Raw genomic sequence first — 20,211 nt, 5'->3', positions numbered from 1 at the left:
ATTGCTGTAAGTTAACTTGACAATAAATGAATATAACGGAGATAAAATTTGCGTACGATTTTTATAACGGGGTGTTCAAGCGGTATAGGATTGATTTCAGCTATCGCTCTGAAAAAACGAGGTTATCGTGTCATTGCATCATGCCGCAAAATAGCAGACCAACAAAAATTAATTGAGCAAGGTTTTGAAACCGTTTTATTAGACTTAGACGATGCCGATTCAATTAATCAAGCTGCGCAACAAGTATTAACCTTGTGTGAGGGTAAATTATATGCGTTATTTAACAATGCTGGATTTGGCGTCTATGGCCGTTTAAACACCATCAGTCGATCACAATTAGAATCACAGTTTTCTACTAACTTTTTTGGTGTTCATCAATTAACCCAATTATTATTACCGGCAATGATTGAACAAAATGAAGGTAGAATAATTCAAACTAGCTCAATTGTTGGCATAGTCGCAACACCGGGTAGAGGCGCATATTCTGCCAGCAAATATGCTTTAGAAGCATGGTCTGATGTACTGCGTTTAGAGTTAGCTAACACCAATATTAAAGTTTGTTTAATTGAACCAGGTCCATTAAAAACCTATTTTTCAAATAATGTAAATCAGACCGAAAAAGAAAAAATAGTAAAAAATCCACCTATTGCTAAACGCTTTACATTAGCCCCTGAAGCGGTGTTACCATATCTGTATCACGCATTAGAGCATAACAAACCGAAAATACGTTACAGGGTAACAAAAGTAACTAAATTGGCGGCAATAGCTAAACGTTTGCTTCCAGATAGATTAATGGATAAAATTTTACAAAATAAATAATCAGTTAAACTTATTTATAGGATAGATTATGTCAAATCAATTTATTTTTGATGTTAATGAACAGAATATTCAAGAAATTATTGAAAAATCAACTAGTAGTCCTGTGTTATTCTATTTTTGGTCACCAAGAAGTCCTAACTATCAAGAAATGACAGATACGTTAACCAAATTAGCAACACAACATCAAGGACAATTTATTCTTGCTAGCGTAAATTGTGATGAACAACAAATGTTAGCAGCACAGTTTGGGCTTAGAGCAATTCCAACCGTTTATATGTTTCAAAATGGTCAACCTGTTGATGGTTTTCAAGGCCCACAAAATGAAGAAACCATCAAAACCTTTTTAGATAAAATTTTACCTAATGAAGATGAATTGAAACTTATTGAAGCGCAACAATTTTTTAATGAAGGCCAATATGCGCAAGCATTACCTTTATTAAAACAAGCTTGGACTGTACTTAAAGATCATTTAGGTAAACCAAGATCAGATATTGCGTTAATGTTAGCGAAAAGCCAAATTGAACAAAAACAACTAGCAGAAGCTAAGGATGTTTTGGCAACTATTCCATTACAAGATCAGGATTCAGCTTACCACGGTTTACAAGCCGAAATTGAGTTACTCGAACAAGCAGCAAATTCACCTGAATTACAGCAATTACAAGCTGAGTTAGCTAAACAGCCAGATAATGTTGAGTTAATGATTCAACTTTCATCGCAACTAATGCAAGTTGGTCGGCACGAAGAAGCATTAGAACTGTTGTTTAAACCTTTAACAAAAGATCTGAATGCTGGTGAAGGGCAGGTGAAGAAAACTTTACTAGATCTATTAGCAGCTTTAGGAACCAATAACGCACTTGCTAGTAGCTATCGCCGTAAGCTTTATACGCTATTATATTAAAATAGCTAAAACCAAAGCTTGCAGAATTTTGGACGCTTTTTTATGATTTACTGGATATTAGAAACGAATATCACAACCTAGAAATATATTTCGCAGTAAAGTTAATGAATAAAAAAATCGCAGAAAATTGAATTCTAGATAGTTAGATTAAGTTATATAAAATGAAGAGATTCAACAATAGAGCATTGTTGAATCTTTTTTATTTAGTGTTCGATAACGCGAGGAAAGTTTTCATTACTACGAAGGGTTAGAACTTCCACACCATTATCTGTAACTAAGATCGTGTGTTCATATTGGGCTGACAATCCATGATCTTTGGTTTTAACTGTCCAACCATCTTTCATGGTACGAGTACGCCAATCCCCAGTATTTACCATCGGTTCAATAGTAAAGGTCATACCTGGTTTCAGGATCACACCGCCATCATCAGCATCATAATGTAAAACTTGTGGCTCATCATGATATACTTCACCTATACCATGACCGCAATATTCACGAACAGAAGAAAAGCCAAATTTATCAACATATTTTTGAATTGCTTTACCGATTTCTTTTAATCTGATCCCCGGTTTAATGATTTTAATGGCTTCGTATAAACTCTCTTGTGTGACTTGACATAGTTTTTCTCCGGCAACAGTTGGTTTTCCTGCAATGTACATTTTTGAGGTATCACCATGAAAACCATCTTTAATTACGGTCACATCAATATTAAGAATATCACCATCTTTTAACTTTTTATCAAAACTTGGAATACCATGACATACTACATCGTTAATTGAAATGCAGCTGGTATGCTGAAAACCATGATAACCGATGTTGGCAGGAATAGCTTTTTGCACATTAACAATGTGTTCATAACAGATCCGATCTAGTTCACCAGTGCTAATACCAGGTTTTACATAAGGTTCAATCATTTCTAAAACTTCTGCTGCTAATTTACCAGCAATACGCATTTTTTCGATTTCAGCGGGGGTTTTTAACTTAATAGACATTAATGGGTTCCTATAATTTGCATGGCAATATCCTATCATATACCGCTATTTCGTCAAATCATAGCTATTGATAAATCAAGTATAATGATTAAATTTTAGATTTTTGTTAAAAAATTTTGAGGAAAGGGGTTTTTGGACATAAAAAAAGAAAACTAATACAGCTTAAAACCATTTAATTATATAATAATGCATTATAAAAAAAGGTTTTCATAAAATGCAATGTAGTTATTATCAAGAAAATAAATGTTTGTCTTGTCATAAAATAAATCAACCATATAAATCTCAACTAAATGAAAAGCAAAACCAATTAATTGAAACTTTAGCAAAGTTTAATCCTAAAGAAGTTAAAGATCCATTTGCTAGTCCTGAGCTAGGTTTTCGCAATAAAGCTAAAATGGCGGTGCTAGGTACGGTTGAAAAACCCATATTAGGTATTCAAAATGATAACCAGATCATTGATCTGTGTGATTGTCCGCTTTATAGCATTAATATGCAAAGTATCCTAAAAATGGTTCGTACCTATATCCGTAAACAAGCATTGGTTCCTTATAATATTAATAAGCGAAAAGGGGAGTTAAAATTTGTCATTATTACCGAAAGTGTTATCGATGATAAAAGCCACTTTATGCTACGGTTTGTATTAAAATCACATAAATTTGTCGAGAAGATAAGCAATAGTTTGCACAATTTAATCGATAAGATAAATAATCTACAAGTCGTATCGATTAATATTCAACCTAATCATGCCGCTATATTAGAGGGTGATGAAGAGTTGATTTTAACGGATAATCCTTTTCTAGAATTTAGGTTAAATCACATACCACTTTATATAAAATCAAAAAGCTTCTTTCAAACAAATAGCTATATTGCTGAAAAACTATATAAAACGGCTAGTGATTGGCTGGCGAATTTAGATGTAAACTCTATATGGGATCTCTTTTGTGGTGTAGGTGGATTTGGTTTGCATTGTGTTCGTCATGCTAATAACGATAATATTCAATTAACAGGAATTGAAATTAGTCCTGATGCTATTGAATGTGCATCAAAATCTGCTAAACAGCTAGGTTATGACAAACTTAATTTTGAATCCTTAGATGCCACTAAATATGCAACGCATCAAAAGCAGACGCCTGATTTAGTTTTACTTAATCCACCAAGACGAGGGGCAGGTAGAGTACTGGTCGAATACTTGGAAAATATACAACCTAATTATATTTTATATTCAAGTTGTAATTTGTCATCATTAGCACAAGATCTAAAATTATTGACTAATTACCAAATGACCAAAGTGCAATTATTTGATATGTTCCCTCATACATCTCATATGGAAGTGTTAGTTTTGTTAGAAAAAATCTGATAAATCATTACACCAATATAGGCTAGTTTTTATTATGAATACTAATAAATCTAGCCTAACCAATTTTGTGAATCTTTTTGTTCTTACCTTTTATTTTTAGCGTATAAAGATTTCTTATCCTGATTCTATTCAATTTTTATAATTACCTCAATAATATCAAATGATAATCATTAGCAAATGCTAATAATTATCATTAATATTGATCATGTTTATTATTTTTGCTAGATTAATGATCAAAAAATGATAATTATCAAATATTGGCGCATTGGTTGAGGCAGTTCATTAATCTAATTTTGTGGTGAAAAATGAAAATAAATAAAATATTGCTAATGATGTTAGTGGCTTCAATACCTTTCCCTGTATTTGCTGATGGTGATGATATAGAAACAATTACGGTTACGGCGAGTAGACAAAAGAAAGCTAAATTGGCTATCCCTGAAACGGTTGATGTGGTGACTAAGAAAAATATAGATGATCATCAAATGTCAACGATGGAAGATTTAGTTAGATATATGCCAGGGATATCAGTAAATAGACAAACTTCTGGTTCCGATCCTTTTGGTAACCTTGGTGGAATTAGAATACGTGGTATGTCAGGTAACCGTGTTCAGTTGCAAGTAGATGGCTCAAGGGTTATTGAAAGTATACAAGACGGAAACAGAAATTTTATTGATTTATCAAATATCAAAGCCGTGGAAGTTATACGTGGACCTGGATCAGTTTTGTGGGGTGCAGATGCGGTTGGTGGTGTTGTGGCATTTAAAACATTAGATCCTAGTGATTTACTTAGAGGTAAATCTTATGCAGTTAGAGTTAATGGTGGTTATGATAGTTTGAATAAACAAAACACCAAAACCGGTATGTTAGCTGTTGAACTAATGCCTAATTTAGAAGGTTTATTAAGTTTTAGTCGTCGAGATTATCAAGAAGCAAGGTTAAGCAAAGCTAAAGCGAATGGGGGTATTTGGGGATGTCCGCGAGGAGCAGATGCCATTCGATGTAATAAACTAAATCCTTTAGATGCGAAAGCAGAAAATATGCTAACTAAATTGGTTTATCATAATGATAATCGGGAAACAAAATTAACATTTGAAAATTTCCGTTCTAACTCGTTTGTAAAACAATTATATGATTACGGTTTACAATCTAATGGAACTTTCAATGGTGATTATCGAAGAACACAAATACAAACTCGTAAAAGGTTTGCCATCGATGATAGTTGGATGCCGTCAGTTGGGTTTGTCGATCAAATTAAAACCATGATCTCTTATTCTCCTCAAGAACGTTATTTAAAATCACATCGCCAACAAAAAGATAAAAGAAAAAAGCCGATTTATACCTATACAACTAATGATTATAAAGAAAAATTCTGGCAATTGGATTTACAATTAAACTCAAACTTTGACTTTTTAAACAGTAGTCATGATTTAGTTTATGGTTTTCAGGGCGATATTACCCGTAGTTACTATCGTAATGCAAGTACAAAAAATGGTAAAAAAACCATTGGTGGAGGGTTTAATTTTGCTAATTCTAAAACACAACGAGCTGATGTTTATTTGCAAGATGAATTTCATTTAATTAGTGAACGTTTTAAAATTAAACCTGGTGTACGCTATGCAACTTATAAAATCAAACCAAATGCAGATAGCCATTATGCGGTCATCGAAGGAAAAGAACCTCGTGAGATTACATCACATCGTTTTATTCCCCAATTAGGTGCTTTATTTAATATTACCGATCAATACTCAGTTTATGCTCGTTATGCTGAAGGTTTTAAAATGCCAACAGCTCAACAGTTATATACTTCTTTGCCATCATTTAGTATGAATCTAATCCCTAATCCTAAATTGAAACCAGAAAAAGTAAAATCATATGAAACAGGGTTAAGAGGCGATTTTTCTAAAGGCTGGTTTAGTGTAGGCTTTTTTAAAGCTGATTATAGTGATTATATAAAGAATTTTATTCGTGTTGGACCAAAAGATTATACCTATAAAAATTTATCCAAAGTTAATCTTTGGGGCATTGAATCATCGGCTGAATGGCAATTTTATCCAAATTGGACATTAAATGCATCGACTTCGTATCAATATGGTAAAAAACAAGAATCACCTGGAGAGAAAAAATCTTACTTTAATGATGCTATGCCATTACAAGGTAACCTCGGTCTAAAATGGCATCTTCCTGATTTCAATTTTGATACCGAAGTATTAGCTACTTTTTCTAAAGCGGTTTCACATGTATCGAAAGATAGCTCGTCTTCAGATGAAGTATTTAAACCAAGTGGTTATGCCATTTATGATGCTTATTTAAATTGGCATCCAAGCAAGAATATTACTATTAGGGGCTCAGTATTAAATATCTTCGATCGTCGTTATTTTAAATGGCCTATGTTTAGTAGTTATTATAAAAATCCGCAAACTAATGTCAAAGTGACGAATCCTATCGAGTTACAAACAGCGCCAGGAAGAACATTTGCCATAAGTGCGGTTATAAATTTCTAATAATTAAGGATGATTACTACTATCAAAATTTCAATAACAATATTGATAGTAGTAAATAGAAAAAATATTTAGTTTCGAGAATATAAGTTTTGCAAACATTGAAAAATATCATCTTGCTTATGAAACTCTGTTTCAAATCCAAGCAAGGAAAGTTAGGTTTTGGTTATGCTTTTACTATTATAAGTTTAAATATCATTCTAATCAGAATCAGTCTTGAAATGATTAATTGGAATAAAAACTTTTATAACGCATTAGAAAAGTACGATATGCAAGCGGTAATAACGCAATTATTAGTTTTTATCATGTTAACTTTTTTTGGTGCCATTACCTATTTGATCATCGAGTATTTAAGAAAAACATTAGTCATAACTTGGCGTAAAGTTTTAAATGACACGATAATAAGTCATTGGCTGAATCATAAAGCCTATTGGTTTATAAATAATAATCAAGCAAGCATAGACAATCCAGATCAGCGTATTTCTGAAGATTGCCATTTATTTATCGAGAGATTAACTAACGAAGGATTTTCATTTATTACACAATGTATCGGTCTTTTTTCCTATTTTATTCTTTTATGGCAAATAACCAATAATTTTGTGTTAGAATTTAGTCTATTCAATATTGATATTAGCATTTCACATTATTTAATTTGGTTAGCCCCTATCTATGTCATTTTGACCTCATATATTGCCCATAAGTTGGGAAGCCCATTAAAAAATTTACTAATTCAGCAACAACATTTAGAAGCAAATTATCGTTTTGTTTTAACTCGATTTAGAGAAGCGAAAGAGTCTGTTGCATTATTAGAGGGAGAAAAGGTTGAACAACAACAATTTGATCAACATTTTAATAGTATTGTAAAAAATTGGTATAAGCTGATTAAACGGCAATTTATTTTAGGTTGTTTTACTCGGCCTTACTATTTAACCGTATTAAGTATTCCGACCTTTTTTTCTCTACCAATCTATTTAATCGGTAAAGTTAGTTTAGGATCATTGATGCAAATTAGTAAATCATTTAGTAATGTAGTGACTAATTTATCTTGGTTTATTTTCAATTATAACAAACTGGCCGAACTGATAGCATGTAGTTATCGTTTAGGCCAATTTATTCAACAGTCTGAACAAGTCTCTTACCAATTTAAACAACTTAATAAAGCTGAAAATCGAAATGAACGTTTATCGTTGGAAAATTTAATTATAAAGAAACCTGATGGAAAGATTTTACTAAAATTACCCGATCTCCATATTAACAAAGGGGAATCAGTTGTTTTATCTGGCGCATCAGGTATAGGTAAATCAACACTTTTTAAAATAATCTCTGGTCTTTATCCATATTATGATGGAGTGGTCAAGGTTCCTAAATTAAAGAAACTCTTTTTATCACAAAATGCTTACTTTCCTATGGGAGGATTGGCTCATGCAGTAAGCTATCCAGAACCATTGTTTGAGAAAGATCTTACTGTTATTAAACAATTACTGTTTGATGTGGGTTTTTCTTCTGAAGATATCGATAAATATTTACTTAATGATAATTTAAATACACTTTCTGGTGGAGAAAAACAACGTTTAGTTGTTGCGAGAATTTTAATGCATAAACCGGATTGGATTTTTATGGATGAAACCACCAATGCATTAGATAAAGTAGCCGAAAAACAATTGCTAAAATTGTTACAGACTAACTTACCGACAAGTAGTTTTATTATAATTTCTCATAGTGATATATCGAATTACTTTAATAAGTGTTATCAATTAAATTTATCATGATTTTTAAAAACAGATTATTTAACTAAATATTAAAACAAATCAAGGAGTAATTTATGGCTGAGTCCAAAAATGATATTGTACAAAAAACAATAGATGATTTACACGAAACAATGCAAACTATCATAGTTTCAACAATCACCGAAACAGGAACGGTTGATACTAGCTATTCACCTTATTTCTTTGACGGTAATGACTATTACATTTTAATTTCAGACTTAGCACCACATAGTAAAAATATCAAAGCTAATTCAAACATATCTTTTTTAATTATTGATGATGAATCTAATACTAAGAATATTTATGCTCGTAGAAGATTGTCTTTCCATGCTTCGGCAACCATTGTCGAAAGAGGAACTGAGCAGTTTGATTCTACTGTCGATCTGCTAGCTAAAAAAGTGAGCAAAATGGTTTATATGTTAGCAGAAATGAATGATTTTAATTTATTTAAATTAACCCCGAAAGAGGGAAGATTAGTAATTGGTTTTGGTAAAACCTATATTATCGATCCACAAAATAAAACGGTAATACCAGTAGATGAAGATTATGTCGCTAAGCAAAAACGACAATCTAGTAATTAATATCATTATCTAAGCTTTATTTATATTATTGCCATTACTTATTAACTAAGTAATGGCTTTTTTCATCACTCCACTCTTTGCTTAAATGTTTTAAATAATAGTTTTTTTATTTTCGATTGAGGATTCATATTCTTAAAATAGCTTCACTCAATCAAGAAAACTGCCTATCTTAACCAGTAAACTATGTTAAAATTAAGCCAACATAAACTGAATTTAGGATAGTTAATATTATGGTTCCTGATGTTTCGAAAGCTCTCAGTTGGTTAGAAAAACATTATACTATTTTACAAGGCATTCAGAGAGGCCTTGAACGTGAGACATTACGGATTTTGCCTGATGGTTCATTGTCAAAAACGCCGTTTCCTGAAAAAATTGGTGCAGCATTAACTCATCCATGGATCACGACTGACTTTGCTGAATCTTTATTAGAGTTTATTACCCCTGTAAATACCAATATCGATTATATGTTAACTTTTTTACGAGATTTACACCGCTATGCCAGTGTAAATATTGGCGATGAGTTAATGTGGCCACTGAGTATGCCTTGTTTCGTTGCCAAAGAAGATGACATTATCTTAGCTCAATATGGAAAATCTAATGAAGGACGTCTTAAAACAGTCTATCGTGAAGGTTTAAAAAATCGTTATGGTGCTATGATGCAAACTATTTCAGGTGTTCACTATAACTTTTCATTACCTATGGCATTTTGGCAAGCGAGAGATGGTGTTAAAAACAGTGAAGAAGGTAAGGCAGTTATTTCGGAAGGGTATTTTACTCTAATTCGTAATTACTACCGTTTTGGTTGGGTTATCCCTTATCTATTTGGTGCATCGCCATCAATGTGCTCGTCATTTATTCAAGATCCAGAAAAAGCAAAAGCGTTCATCGAACAAACTAATGGTAACTGTTATTTACCTTATGCTACCTCACTAAGAATGAGTGATATTGGTTATACCAATAATGCCCAGAAACAATTAGGGATCACCTTTAATCATCTAGATACCTATGTTGAGGGTTTAAAACGGGCTACTAAGACAAAATCAGCCGAATTTGGCAAATTAGGCATTAAGGTTGATGGCCATTATCGACAGTTGAATGATAATGTATTACAAATTGAAAATGAATTTTACGCACCAATTCGGCCAAAACGAGTTCCAAGATCAGGGGAATCGCCATCCGATGCTTTACTACGTGGTGGCATAGAATATATAGAAGTTCGAGCTCTTGATGTTAATCCATTTTCACCAATTGGTATTACCGAGGAACAAATTCGATTTATTGACCTATTTTTAATCTGGTGTGCTTTAGCCCCTGCTCCTGAAATGAGTAGTGCAGAGTTAGAATGTGCAAAATTAAATTGGAATAGAGTGATTATTGAAGGCCGTAAACCAGGATTAGAAATTGGATTAGGCTGTGATAGCTATCGACAACCGTTAGCTAAAGTAGGGCATGAACTTTTCAAAGATTTACTTCGAGTTGCCGATGTACTTGATCATCAAGACGACAAACAACAATATCGAAAAGTTTGTGAAAGGCTTGATCTGATGTTTGATCAACCTGAATTGACATTATCGGCGAGAACGTTAGCCGCGATTAGTGATTTGGGCACAGCCAAATTTGGTTTGGCTTTAGCTACTCAATATAAAAAACAACTAAGTTCAGAACCTTTATCAGTTCTAACTGAAGATGATTTTAATCAACAACGAATGTTATCAATTGAAAAACAAAAGAAAATAGAACAAAATGACACTATGTCATTTGATGAATATCTAAAAGAAAAAATGAACAGCTAAAATGTTTAAACATCGCGATTATACATTACGATATCAAGGAAAAAGTGATGTTGAATTAATATTACCAAACCATAAAATTATGCATGACAAACCGTTAATCGACCAACAGTCTTTTTCGGTTTTGGTTTGGAATATATTTAAACAGAAAAGGGCAGATTGTATTAATATCCTTGAGCAATATGCAGATCAAACTAAGTTGATATTATTACAAGAAGCTCAAACCACCTCACAATTATTAAATTTTATTGCTCGGCATAACAAAATTGCCGATCATGTTCCAGCCTATAGTTTAAATGATATTTATGCTGGAGTTATGACAATAACAGACATAAAACCAACGCAAATTTTCTCCTTTAGAGAAAGAGAACCATTCATCCGTGTTCCAAAATCAGCATTAATCACTCTTTATCCAATTAAAAATTCAACGCTACAACTATTAGTTGCTAATATTCATGCCATTAATTTTAGTCTAGGTGTGAAAGTTTACCGCCAACAAATCTATATGTTATTAAATTATATTAAGCAACATCATGGACCAGTAATTTTAGCGGGAGATTTTAATGCTTGGAGTCGGCAACGGTTGAGCCTACTTTATCATTTGATACGTTCAATAAATCTCAAACCGGTTAATTTCTCGATTGATATAAGAAAAACGTTTCTAGGTAGGCCACTGGATTTTATTTTTTATCGAGGGTTGAAGCTTGATGCGGCTAATATAGTTAATACAGCCGCATCAGATCATAATCCATTATTTGTTAAATTTAAATTGGATTAGAATTGACCAAATTAATTGTTAATATATCACCTTCTTTAACACGCATATTTTTTAATTTATTCCATTGTAAAAGATCGGTGATCTTAACTCGGTAATTTTGCGCTATAGTATAAAGGTTATCACCCGCTTTAACTTGATAAGTAATCTGTTTTTTGCCACTATTTAACATTGATTTAGTATCTTTTACTGTAGTATTGGTATATTGAATAGTGGTAGATTTTATTTCAAACGGCATATTATTATGCGGAACATCTTCTAAAAGTTCCGTTACTTGATTAGCAACTAAATTTTCACTTTTTAACTTTTTAAATAATTTATCTGCATGAGAATAAGGTACCAGTAGATGGAAAGGGCCATTTACTGTTTGTTGTACATAACCTGCATTGTATGTCATTAAATCGCTAAGTGATAATTCTGAATATTGCGCTATTTTAGCCAATGATACGTTTTTAGACATATCAATTCTAACTAATGAATTTTCATAATTACAGTCAGGTAATTTAATACCATAACGTTTATTATTTTTAACAATATCAATAATAGCTAATATTTTTGGCACATAATGCATTGTTTCTGTCGGTAAATCTAACGACCAATAATCAGTTGATAAACCTTTAGCTTTATTTTTATCAATAGCTCTTTGAATTCGACCTTCACCAGCATTATAGGCAGCTAATGTTAATAACCAATCACCATTAAATCGATTATTAAGATTTTGTAACAAAGAGATTGCTGAACCTGTTGATGCGATTAGATCTCGTCGGCCATCAAAACTATTGCTACGTTTTAAGCCATATTCTTTAGCGGTAACAGGTACAAATTGCCATAAACCAGCTGCTTGGGCAGGAGAGGTGGCTAAAGGGTCATAAGCACTTTCTATTAACGGTATTAAAGCTAATTCAACCGGTAATTTGTTTTTTCGTAACTGATTAATGATGTAATACACATAAGGCTCAGATCGTAACGCAATATTTTCAAATCCTTTTGGATTACGTAATAAACGTTCGCGTTCGGCAACAACACGGCTATTATTTGGAACGTTAACGTTTATTTGCTTTAACATATAATGCCAAGGATTTTGCGTGACTGAAGCGTAATTAACACCACCACTTTTAACGCTAGAATTAACTATTGATTTAGCATTATATTTTTTTGAGCCAGCGTTGTATCGTGAACCATGATTTTGACACCCGACTAAAAAAGCACATAACACTGTAAATATTAATAATTTTTTCATTAGATTATAAGTTAGGACATTAATTTAAGCTGAGTATTATACCTAAAAAATGTCCTTTTGGCTCCTAAAAAAAGTAAACATATCTAACTCATTGTTACAATTAAATTTATTTTGTAAATTTTTTTCCTCACAACGTAAAAATAAATTGATCTGTTTTTCTTTGGTTAAAATGGAAGGCAAAGTAATTTTCTTTTTGCAAATAAAATCATAATACTCATGGATAACTTGATCCTCAGGAACTAGCATTTGAGCAAAATCTAAATTAGTTAAGGTATATTCGTGTCCTGCACAAATAAGGGTATCATCAGGTAACAGCTTTAATTTATTCAGCGAACTTAGCATTTGCTTATAATCACCTTCAAAAATTCTACCACAACCAGCGGAAAATAATGTATCTCCACAAAATAAATATGGCTGACAATAATAAGCTAAATGTCCTAATGTATGTCCCGGTACTGAAATAACCTCATATCGAAAATCAGCAATCAATAATTCATTGATGTTTTCGAGATGGTTAATCTGCAAATTAATTTCACTTGGCCCATAAGCTTCAATATCGGGATAAGCTGCTTTTAGCTCAGTTACCCCACCAGTGTGATCGATATGGTGATGAGTGAGTAAAATTGCAAGGGGTGATAAGTGATATTTTTTCATATAGCTTAGCACTGGAGCAGCCTCACCCGGATCTATAATAACCACCTTTTTATTAGCATTTTCAAGTAACCAAATATAATTATCTTTTAGAGCAGGAATAACATGTAACTGATACATGGTAATTACACCTTCTATTTTATCTGATTAATCGGTTAATGATGCTTCAAAAATAGTATCATGTAAGGTGGGCGATTCAGCTTGCGTTTTGGCAATTTCATCACAGCGTTCGTTCTCAATATGGCCTGCATGACCTTTTACCCATATCCATTCAATGGTATGTAACTTAGCTAATACATCTAAACGTTGCCATAAATCAACATTTTTTACTGGTTGTTTTTTTGCGGTTTTCCAGCCGTTTTTTTTCCAACCATAAATCCAATTCGAAATGCCATTACGCAAATATTGGCTGTCAGAATAAAGCTTAATTTGACAGGGTTCTTTCAGTAATTCCAATGCAACAATGGCAGCAAGCAATTCCATGCGATTATTCGTGGTGTTAAAATAACCTTGAGCTAATACTTTTTCATTTTCTTTGTATTTTAAAATAGCTGCATAACCACCAGGTCCAGGGTTACCCAAACAAGATCCATCAGTGAATATTTCAATATTTTTTTGTATATTTGACATAGTTATAAACTTATTACGTGATTATTTTTCAAGAAACTTTAGCTTAATATAAATATTAATAAGCCATTATTAATGTTGTATCAATCATTGATTAAAACAGTGGAGGTATCAACATCAGTACGTTTTGGTGTTAGACTATACCATTAATTTGTTAAATTCCCAATTATAGATAAAGAAGAGTATATTGTGATAACACATTCAACCCGCCAAATTGTATTAGATACAGAAACTACAGGTATGAATCAAGACGGTAATAATCATTATGAAGGTCATAAGATTATTGAGATTGGTGCAGTTGAGGTATTAAATCGACGATTAACTGGCAATCATTTTCATGTTTACATCAATCCAGAACGTTTAATTGATGAAGAAGCCTTTAAAGTTCATGGTATCAGTGATGAATTTGTTAAAGACAAACCGATTTTTAAAAATATTGCACATGATTTTATTAAATTTATAGATGGTGCTGAATTAGTTATTCATAACGCCTCGTTTGACGTTGGCTTTATGGACTATGAGTTTCGCATTTGTGGGTTAGACTATAAAACCGCCGATCACTGTATTGTTACAGATACATTAGCAATGGCTCGACGTCTTTTCCCGGGTAAACGTAATAACTTAGATGCATTGTGCGAACGTTATCAAATTGATAATTCTCATCGTACTTTACATGGAGCCTTACTGGATGCTGAAATACTTGCTGAAGTTTATTTAGCAATGACCGGGGGGCAAACTACTTTGGCATTTAGTTCGGACGATAATTTATCTTCATCAATGACGAATAATGCTGTAAAAAAAATTGAACGTAATGGGATACCACTTACAGTAATTAAAGCTAATGAAGCGGAACTATCTGCGCATGATTCAATTTTAGAAAAAATTGATAAAAAAAGTGGTGGGGCGCTTTGGAAAGAGCATTAATGATTGTTTTCTATTCAATTGAACATAATTTTAAAAATTTATATTGACGAAAATAATAATAATCTTTAATATCACGCCTACTTTAATGTTCTGCATTAAAGAGTCTAAAAAGCGGAGCGGTAGTTCAGTTGGTTAGAATACCTGCCTGTCACGCAGGGGGTCGCGGGTTCGAGCCCCGTCCGTTCCGCCAATTCTTAAAAGTTATACTTAATTTAAGTTTAATTCAAAAACACTTACATAAAACCATCTATATAAAACTTATAATGTTTCTTAATCAATCTTAACTATAATTCAATACTATTTATTGTTAAAAAATACAAAATAAATTTCATAGCAATAAATTAATTTTTGTATCCTTTTTTCGTTCCAATTTTGATTTTAAATATAAGTGATATCACGACGAGAACCTAAAGTTGTAACTTTCTCTATTTATGTTATCTTCAACAATTATTTATACGAGTTAAATTTATTTTAATTGATTTAAATATGTTAAAAAAATCGCTATTTATTTTTCTAGGTGGGGTTTTCTTTGTATTAGGAACTGTGGGCATTTTTGTTCCTCTTTTGCCGACAGTGCCTTTTTATCTGCTTACTGCATATCTATGGTTAAATAGTTCTGATCGCCTGTATAACTATTTTACTCAAACTCGTTATTATCAAACTTATGTACAAAAAATGATTATCGAGAAAAAGATTTCAAAAACAGGATTAGTAAAAATGTTAACCATGGTATTTATCATTTTATTAATTCCATTTATTTTATTTGATTCTTTGCATGTAAGGATTATTTTAGCAATAGTCTTCTTTGCACATGTTATTTTTGGCGGTTATTATTTTCTCAAGAAGTGATGATATAGTTTTTGGTAAGAATAAAATTACAGGGCAAATAAGTTACCCTGTAACAATTAATCGGTAATAAAGCGAGTTAACTGATAACTATTTAAGACTTTTTTTAATCTCAATAGCTAATAATGGGTTCCACATTGCTCCTGTAGCACTCATTACCGCATCAGCGCCATTTTGAATAAATTGATGATAATGTTCACTATTACTAACACCTCCAACACCAATAATGGCAAATTTTAAATCCATTTGTTTACGATATTTATTAAGTCGACTAACCATATCTAAACCAGCCCAACGGATTGCATCACCACAAATACCACCTTCTTTACGGTTTTCGCCTAATGCCGGATGTCCACTAGCATCTACCGGTTTGGCTGAAAGGGTATTAATAGTACTTAATCCGTCAATGATTTTTCCGACTCGAGTTAATAGAGATATGATGCGTTCATCATCTGGGAAATAAGCTAATTTTAAAATAAGAGGGCGATCTGGTACCGCATTCTTAATTTCATTCACAATTCGTTCTACTTTATCGACATCAAAACAAAGTAGTTTACTTGCTCCTTCGTTTGGACAACTTAAATTAGCTTCTAATATTGGTGCATTAGTTTCTCTTACTAATTTAGCAGCTAAAGCATAATCTTTTTCTATCTCACCATTACCTTGAGTTCCTTGGAAACTACCAATAACACATTGTCCAGCGCCAGCTGCATTTACCGCATCAGCCATATCCGGTTGCCAAATATCAGGTGCAAAAGATGGTACACCGAAGGAGTTGGTAATTGATAAAGGTTGATTATAATTTGTATCAGCCAATACTGTGTCTAAGTTAGGTGATAACTTGCCATTAGGATGAACAGATAAAACATTCGGTAATGGATGACATTTGTGAAACTTGGTTCTAACCGTTTTATAAACACATAAGTCAAATCCATAAGCAAAAGCAGCTTTAATATAATTAGCATTTAGTAACGGACCTGCTGGCTGACCAAATGGTAGGTTAACATCGACATTTAAAAATTTTGTTGGTTTAGTTGCGACCTGTTCAGCCTTATCTAATTCAGCAAAAAGTCCAAAAGGGCCTTGAGCATAGTTATCTTCATAACTTATACTTGTATTATAAAAAGGGATCAAAGGTTTCATGCTATCTCCTGTTTATGGCTATTCTTAATGTGGTTTTGATTTAAAATTTGGTATAAACTTGAAAAGTTAAAGTTGTAGACATAAAAAATCCTCCATAAAGGAGGATCAATATTTAAAAGAAAAAGACAATTCAATTTTGTTTTTGTTATTGGTCTGTGTGTTTGAACCACAATCATAATCAAATTCTCTTTTCTAAAATTGCTAAGCATTCTAGCTGAATATAAATAAAGTTCAAGTGCTATATTAATAAAAATATATAAGTAAATGAAATAGTTATAGTGTTTTTTTTTAGACTATAAGACTTAAAATAGTTGTATAAGCCAACAAATTCGATAAGAAATGAGTAGTCATTTGACTTGATTTTGTAATTTTTGTAATTAACTCACTAAAAACATTTGATATTTTTCTGTCGAAAAAATGATATTTTTTGACTAATGAAACTTATGTAAGTGGAGAAGAGACATTTGAGATGGTATTATGCTCGCCAAAATTTTAATTTTAATATTAAATATTAGGTATAAATAAATGAAAAAAGATATTTTCAAATCAGTAACCTTACCCAATGGAGTGGCATTAAAAAATCGCATTATGATGGCACCTATGACCACTTGCTCAGGGTTTTATGAAGGCTCGGTTACAAGTGATTTAATTGAATATTATCGAGCAAGAGCTGGAGAAATAGGCTCAATTATTGTTGAATGTGGTTTTGTCGATAATAAAGGATTAGCTTTCCCTGGTGCAATCGGTCTTGATAGCGATGATAAAATTGAAGGTCTGGCAAAAATAGCTCAAGCTATTAAAGAAAAAGGTTCAAAAGCGATTATTCAAGTTTATCATGGCGGTAGAATGGTTGAACCGAAACTCATTGGTGGTCAAACTCCAGTTGGTCCAAGTGCTATTGCGGCACCAAGACCGGGAGCAGCTACACCGATAGAATTAACTGCCGATGAAGTTGATCAAATGGTTGATAAGTTTGGTCAAGCAGTACGTCGAGCTATTCAAGCTGGTTTTGATGGCGTGGAAATTCATGGTGCTAATACTTATTTGATTCAACAATTTTATTCACCAAATTCAAATCAACGAAATGATAAATGGGGAGGTAGTCGTGACAATCGAGCTCGATTCCCATTAGCGGTTTTAGATATTACCTATAATATGGTCAAACAGTATGCAAATTCAGACTTTATTGTTGGTTACCGTTTCTCACCAGAAGAAATTGAAGAGCCAGGAATTCGTTTTGATGATTCAATGTATTTACTTGAAAAGCTTGCGGAGAAAGGCTTAGATTATATTCACTTTTCCATGGGGGCAATTTTAAGGCCTTCGATAGTTGATACTCAAGATCCAACACCATTAATTAATAAATATATAGCAATGCGTTCAGAAACTTTAGCTAAAATCCCGGTTGTTGGGGTGGGCAATGTTGTTAATGAAAGTGATGTTAAAGCGGCATTAGATAATGGATTTGACTTTGTCGCAGTTGGCCGAGCATGTATTGCTTATCCAGATTGGACTGATCGCATCATGAAAGGTGAAAAATTAGAATTATTCATCAATAGTGACAAACGAGAAGAACTTAATATTCCCGAACCTTTGTGGCATTTTTCACTTGTCGAAAGTTTAATTCGTGATGTGAACTTGAATGTTAAAAAGTTTAAACCAGGAAATTATCAAGAAAAAGTCAATGATGAGTCTTATGAATTTGTGATTAATGTTGACCTTGGTAAAGATTTTATCAAAGATATGCAATTAGTTAATGCCAATAATTTTGATAATGAGGTATTAAATAATTTTTCAGAAATTAAGCATCGCATTATTGAGTCAAATAGTCCTCATGTAGATGCGATTTCTGGAGCTACATCACAAAGTGAAGCCTTCAAAAAAGCAGTTACTAAGGCAATGGCTCAATCAAACAAAGAAGCGATTATTGCCGAAGGTGGCGATCCAAATGCTAAAGCCTATGATGTTGTTGTTGTCGGTAGTGGTGGTGCCGGTCTTGCTGCAGCGATTCAAGCTCATGACCTTGGTGCTAGTGTTGTTGTGATTGAAAAAATGTCAGTTATTGGCGGTAATACTAATAAAGCTTCAGCAGGTATGAATGCTGCGGAAACCAAATTCCAAAGACTCAAAGGTATTGTTGATAGTAAAGATCTGTTTTATCAAGAAACCATGATTGGCGGAAAAAACAAAAATAATCCAGAACTATTACGCTATTTTGTTGAGAATGCCCCTGATGCTATTGATTGGTTAGATAATAACGGTATTGAACTCAGCGGTATTACAACTACAGGTGGTATGAGTATTGATCGGACTCATCGTCCAGCGAGTGGTGCTGCAGTCGGCGGGTTTTTGATTAGTGGTTTAGTTAAAAACATTAATCGACGTGGCATTGAAGTAATGCTTGATTGTAATGTAACTGAAATTATTACTGAAAATAATAAAGTTGTTGGTGTTAAGGTAACTGAAGAAGATGGTTCAATACAAACCATAAAAGCTAAAGCAGTTATAATTGCTACCGGCGGTTTTAGTGCTAATCATGAAATGGTTGAAAAATATCGTCCCGATCTTAAAGGATTTGTCACCACCAATCACAAAGGTGCAACTGGCTCTGGTATTATGATTTTAGAAAAATTAGGTGCCGGAACAGTGGATATGAAAGAAATTCAAATTCATCCAACTGTTGAGCAGACTACATCTTACTTAATTTCTGAATCAATTCGTGGCGGTGGTGCTATTTTAGTATCACAAAAAGGTGAACGTTTTGTTAATGAATTAAATACACGTGACAAAGTATCTGCCGAAATAATTAAGTTACCTGAACATTATTCGTATATTTTATTTGATCAACAAATTCGTGATGAAAATAAGTCTGTTGAGGAATATGTATCGCAAGATCTAACTGTGCAAGCTAATTCAATTGATGAGTTAGCGCAAAAATTGTCAATTGATGCGAATACCTTACATAAAACCATTGAACGATATAATCATTTTGTTAATAACAAACAAGATGAAGATTTTGGTCGAACTACTGGTTTACGCCATCCAATTGATAAAGCTCCTTTTTATGCGATCAAAATTGCTCCAGGTATTCATCATACTATGGGTGGGGTAACAATTAATACTGAAACTCAGGTTCTTGATACCGAGAAAAATGTCATCAGTGGGGTATTTGCTGCTGGTGAAGTTGTTGGTGGTGTACATGGCGCCAATCGTATCGGAGGTAATGCCGTAGCCGATATTATCATTTTTGGTATGCAAGCAGGAAAACAAGCGACAGATTATATTCATCAATAACTGAATAGCA

At 32.8% G+C, this 20,211-nt stretch carries 16 protein-coding genes and 1 tRNA gene; 12 read left to right on the top strand and 5 right to left on the bottom strand.

The genetic code is table 11. The features are described 5' to 3' along the window. Positions 1-48 precede the first annotated feature (48 nt). Both H3U96_RS01225 and H3U96_RS01220 read left to right on the top strand, forming a co-directional pair. A complete protein-coding gene (locus H3U96_RS01225; RefSeq protein WP_065578732.1) occupies positions 49-819 on the top strand; it encodes an SDR family oxidoreductase in 771 nt (256 codons plus the stop codon). Between the two features lie 28 nt (positions 820-847). Then, positions 848-1,717, top strand: coding sequence for a co-chaperone YbbN (locus H3U96_RS01220; protein WP_065612978.1), 870 nt, complete (start codon positions 848-850; stop codon positions 1,715-1,717). A 203-nt stretch (positions 1,718-1,920) separates the two neighbouring features. Here H3U96_RS01220 and map read toward each other — a convergent pair whose 3' ends face one another. Then, positions 1,921-2,709, bottom strand: a complete 789-nt coding sequence (map, locus tag H3U96_RS01215; RefSeq protein ID WP_198195322.1) for a type I methionyl aminopeptidase — start codon at positions 2,707-2,709, stop codon at positions 1,921-1,923. 214 nt (positions 2,710-2,923) lie between these two features. On the opposite strand from map, the gene rlmC reads away from it, so the two are divergent. From rlmC to H3U96_RS01185, 6 genes are all read left to right on the top strand, one after another. Continuing rightward, positions 2,924-4,066, top strand: a complete 1,143-nt coding sequence (gene rlmC / locus H3U96_RS01210) for a 23S rRNA (uracil(747)-C(5))-methyltransferase RlmC (protein WP_198195321.1) — start codon at positions 2,924-2,926, stop codon at positions 4,064-4,066. Positions 4,067-4,371: 305 nt separating this feature from the next. Then, complete coding sequence (locus H3U96_RS01205) at positions 4,372-6,567, top strand: TonB-dependent hemoglobin/transferrin/lactoferrin family receptor (RefSeq protein WP_198195320.1); 2,196 nt, start codon at positions 4,372-4,374, stop codon at positions 6,565-6,567. A gap of 119 nt (positions 6,568-6,686) precedes the next feature. Further along, the gene (locus H3U96_RS01200; RefSeq protein ID WP_232347719.1) at positions 6,687-8,333 is read left to right on the top strand and encodes an ABC transporter ATP-binding protein/permease; all 1,647 of its coding nucleotides are present in this window, start codon (positions 6,687-6,689) and stop codon (positions 8,331-8,333) included. A 53-nt stretch (positions 8,334-8,386) separates the two neighbouring features. Further along, positions 8,387-8,911: a HugZ family protein gene (locus tag H3U96_RS01195; RefSeq protein WP_198195318.1), complete on the top strand. Its 525-nt coding sequence runs from the start codon at positions 8,387-8,389 to the stop codon at positions 8,909-8,911. A 230-nt stretch (positions 8,912-9,141) separates the two neighbouring features. Beyond that, positions 9,142-10,704: a glutamate--cysteine ligase gene (gene gshA, locus H3U96_RS01190; protein WP_086364900.1), complete on the top strand. Its 1,563-nt coding sequence runs from the start codon at positions 9,142-9,144 to the stop codon at positions 10,702-10,704. Between the two features lies 1 nt (position 10,705). Beyond that, positions 10,706-11,479, top strand: coding sequence for an endonuclease/exonuclease/phosphatase family protein (locus tag H3U96_RS01185; RefSeq protein ID WP_065612973.1), 774 nt, complete (start codon positions 10,706-10,708; stop codon positions 11,477-11,479). On the opposite strand, the gene H3U96_RS01180 is transcribed toward H3U96_RS01185, so the two are convergent. The 3 genes from H3U96_RS01180 to rnhA are packed head-to-tail and all read right to left on the bottom strand — an operon-like array spanning position 11,466 to position 13,988. Then, positions 11,466-12,716, bottom strand: a complete 1,251-nt coding sequence (locus H3U96_RS01180; RefSeq protein WP_034903686.1) for a transglycosylase SLT domain-containing protein — start codon at positions 12,714-12,716, stop codon at positions 11,466-11,468. The genes H3U96_RS01185 and H3U96_RS01180 overlap by 14 nt on opposite strands. A 42-nt stretch (positions 12,717-12,758) precedes the next feature. Continuing rightward, positions 12,759-13,487 carry a hydroxyacylglutathione hydrolase gene (gloB, locus tag H3U96_RS01175; RefSeq protein WP_198195317.1) on the bottom strand — a complete coding sequence of 243 codons (729 nt, stop codon included), beginning with the start codon at positions 13,485-13,487 and terminating at the stop codon, positions 12,759-12,761. Positions 13,488-13,514: 27 nt separating this feature from the next. Continuing rightward, positions 13,515-13,988, bottom strand: a complete 474-nt coding sequence (gene rnhA, locus H3U96_RS01170; RefSeq protein WP_065651259.1) for a ribonuclease HI — start codon at positions 13,986-13,988, stop codon at positions 13,515-13,517. Between the two features lie 195 nt (positions 13,989-14,183). Here rnhA and dnaQ point away from each other — a divergent pair, with 195 nt between their 5' ends. The 3 genes from dnaQ to H3U96_RS01155 all read left to right on the top strand — a co-directional run bounded on the left by dnaQ (position 14,184) and on the right by H3U96_RS01155 (position 15,767). Then, complete coding sequence (gene dnaQ, locus H3U96_RS01165; RefSeq protein WP_198195316.1) at positions 14,184-14,918, top strand: DNA polymerase III subunit epsilon; 735 nt, start codon at positions 14,184-14,186, stop codon at positions 14,916-14,918. A gap of 113 nt (positions 14,919-15,031) precedes the next feature. Further along, a tRNA-Asp gene (locus tag H3U96_RS01160) sits at positions 15,032-15,108 on the top strand. A 296-nt stretch (positions 15,109-15,404) separates the two neighbouring features. Beyond that, the gene (locus H3U96_RS01155) at positions 15,405-15,767 is read left to right on the top strand and encodes a YbaN family protein (RefSeq protein ID WP_065578741.1); all 363 of its coding nucleotides are present in this window, start codon (positions 15,405-15,407) and stop codon (positions 15,765-15,767) included. 87 nt (positions 15,768-15,854) lie between these two features. Here the strand turns inward: H3U96_RS01155 and H3U96_RS01150 are convergent, their stop codons facing one another. Continuing rightward, positions 15,855-16,907 (bottom strand): hypothetical protein, encoded by a 1,053-nt coding sequence (locus H3U96_RS01150; protein ID WP_198195315.1) that lies wholly within the window; start codon positions 16,905-16,907, stop codon positions 15,855-15,857. 525 nt (positions 16,908-17,432) lie between these two features. Here H3U96_RS01150 and H3U96_RS01145 point away from each other — a divergent pair. Then, complete coding sequence (locus tag H3U96_RS01145) at positions 17,433-20,201, top strand: flavocytochrome c (RefSeq protein ID WP_198195314.1); 2,769 nt, start codon at positions 17,433-17,435, stop codon at positions 20,199-20,201. The last annotated feature ends 10 nt before the right edge of the window (positions 20,202-20,211 follow it).

Source organism: Gilliamella sp. M0364 (assembly GCF_016100565.1).
Taxonomy (GTDB): Bacteria; Pseudomonadota; Gammaproteobacteria; order Enterobacterales; family Orbaceae; genus Gilliamella; species Gilliamella apis.
This window is presented reverse-complemented; position numbering and strand designations above follow the sequence as displayed.

What these genes read in the sequence shown, in the direction of transcription:
- H3U96_RS01220 (WP_065612978.1), top strand. Translation starts at nt 848, where the DNA reads ATGTCAAATCAATTTATTTTTGATGTTAATGAACAGAATATTCAAGAA.
- map (WP_198195322.1), bottom strand. Translation starts at nt 2,709, where the DNA reads ATGTCTATTAAGTTAAAAACCCCCGCTGAAATCGAAAAAATGCGTATT.
- rlmC (WP_198195321.1), top strand. Translation starts at nt 2,924, where the DNA reads ATGCAATGTAGTTATTATCAAGAAAATAAATGTTTGTCTTGTCATAAA.
- H3U96_RS01205 (WP_198195320.1), top strand. Translation starts at nt 4,372, where the DNA reads ATGAAAATAAATAAAATATTGCTAATGATGTTAGTGGCTTCAATACCT.
- H3U96_RS01200 (WP_232347719.1), top strand. Translation starts at nt 6,687, where the DNA reads ATGAAACTCTGTTTCAAATCCAAGCAAGGAAAGTTAGGTTTTGGTTAT.
- H3U96_RS01195 (WP_198195318.1), top strand. Translation starts at nt 8,387, where the DNA reads ATGGCTGAGTCCAAAAATGATATTGTACAAAAAACAATAGATGATTTA.
- gshA (WP_086364900.1), top strand. Translation starts at nt 9,142, where the DNA reads ATGGTTCCTGATGTTTCGAAAGCTCTCAGTTGGTTAGAAAAACATTAT.
- H3U96_RS01185 (WP_065612973.1), top strand. Translation starts at nt 10,706, where the DNA reads ATGTTTAAACATCGCGATTATACATTACGATATCAAGGAAAAAGTGAT.
- H3U96_RS01180 (WP_034903686.1), bottom strand. Translation starts at nt 12,716, where the DNA reads ATGAAAAAATTATTAATATTTACAGTGTTATGTGCTTTTTTAGTCGGG.
- gloB (WP_198195317.1), bottom strand. Translation starts at nt 13,487, where the DNA reads ATGTATCAGTTACATGTTATTCCTGCTCTAAAAGATAATTATATTTGG.
- H3U96_RS01155 (WP_065578741.1), top strand. Translation starts at nt 15,405, where the DNA reads ATGTTAAAAAAATCGCTATTTATTTTTCTAGGTGGGGTTTTCTTTGTA.
- H3U96_RS01150 (WP_198195315.1), bottom strand. Translation starts at nt 16,907, where the DNA reads ATGAAACCTTTGATCCCTTTTTATAATACAAGTATAAGTTATGAAGAT.
- H3U96_RS01145 (WP_198195314.1), top strand. Translation starts at nt 17,433, where the DNA reads ATGAAAAAAGATATTTTCAAATCAGTAACCTTACCCAATGGAGTGGCA.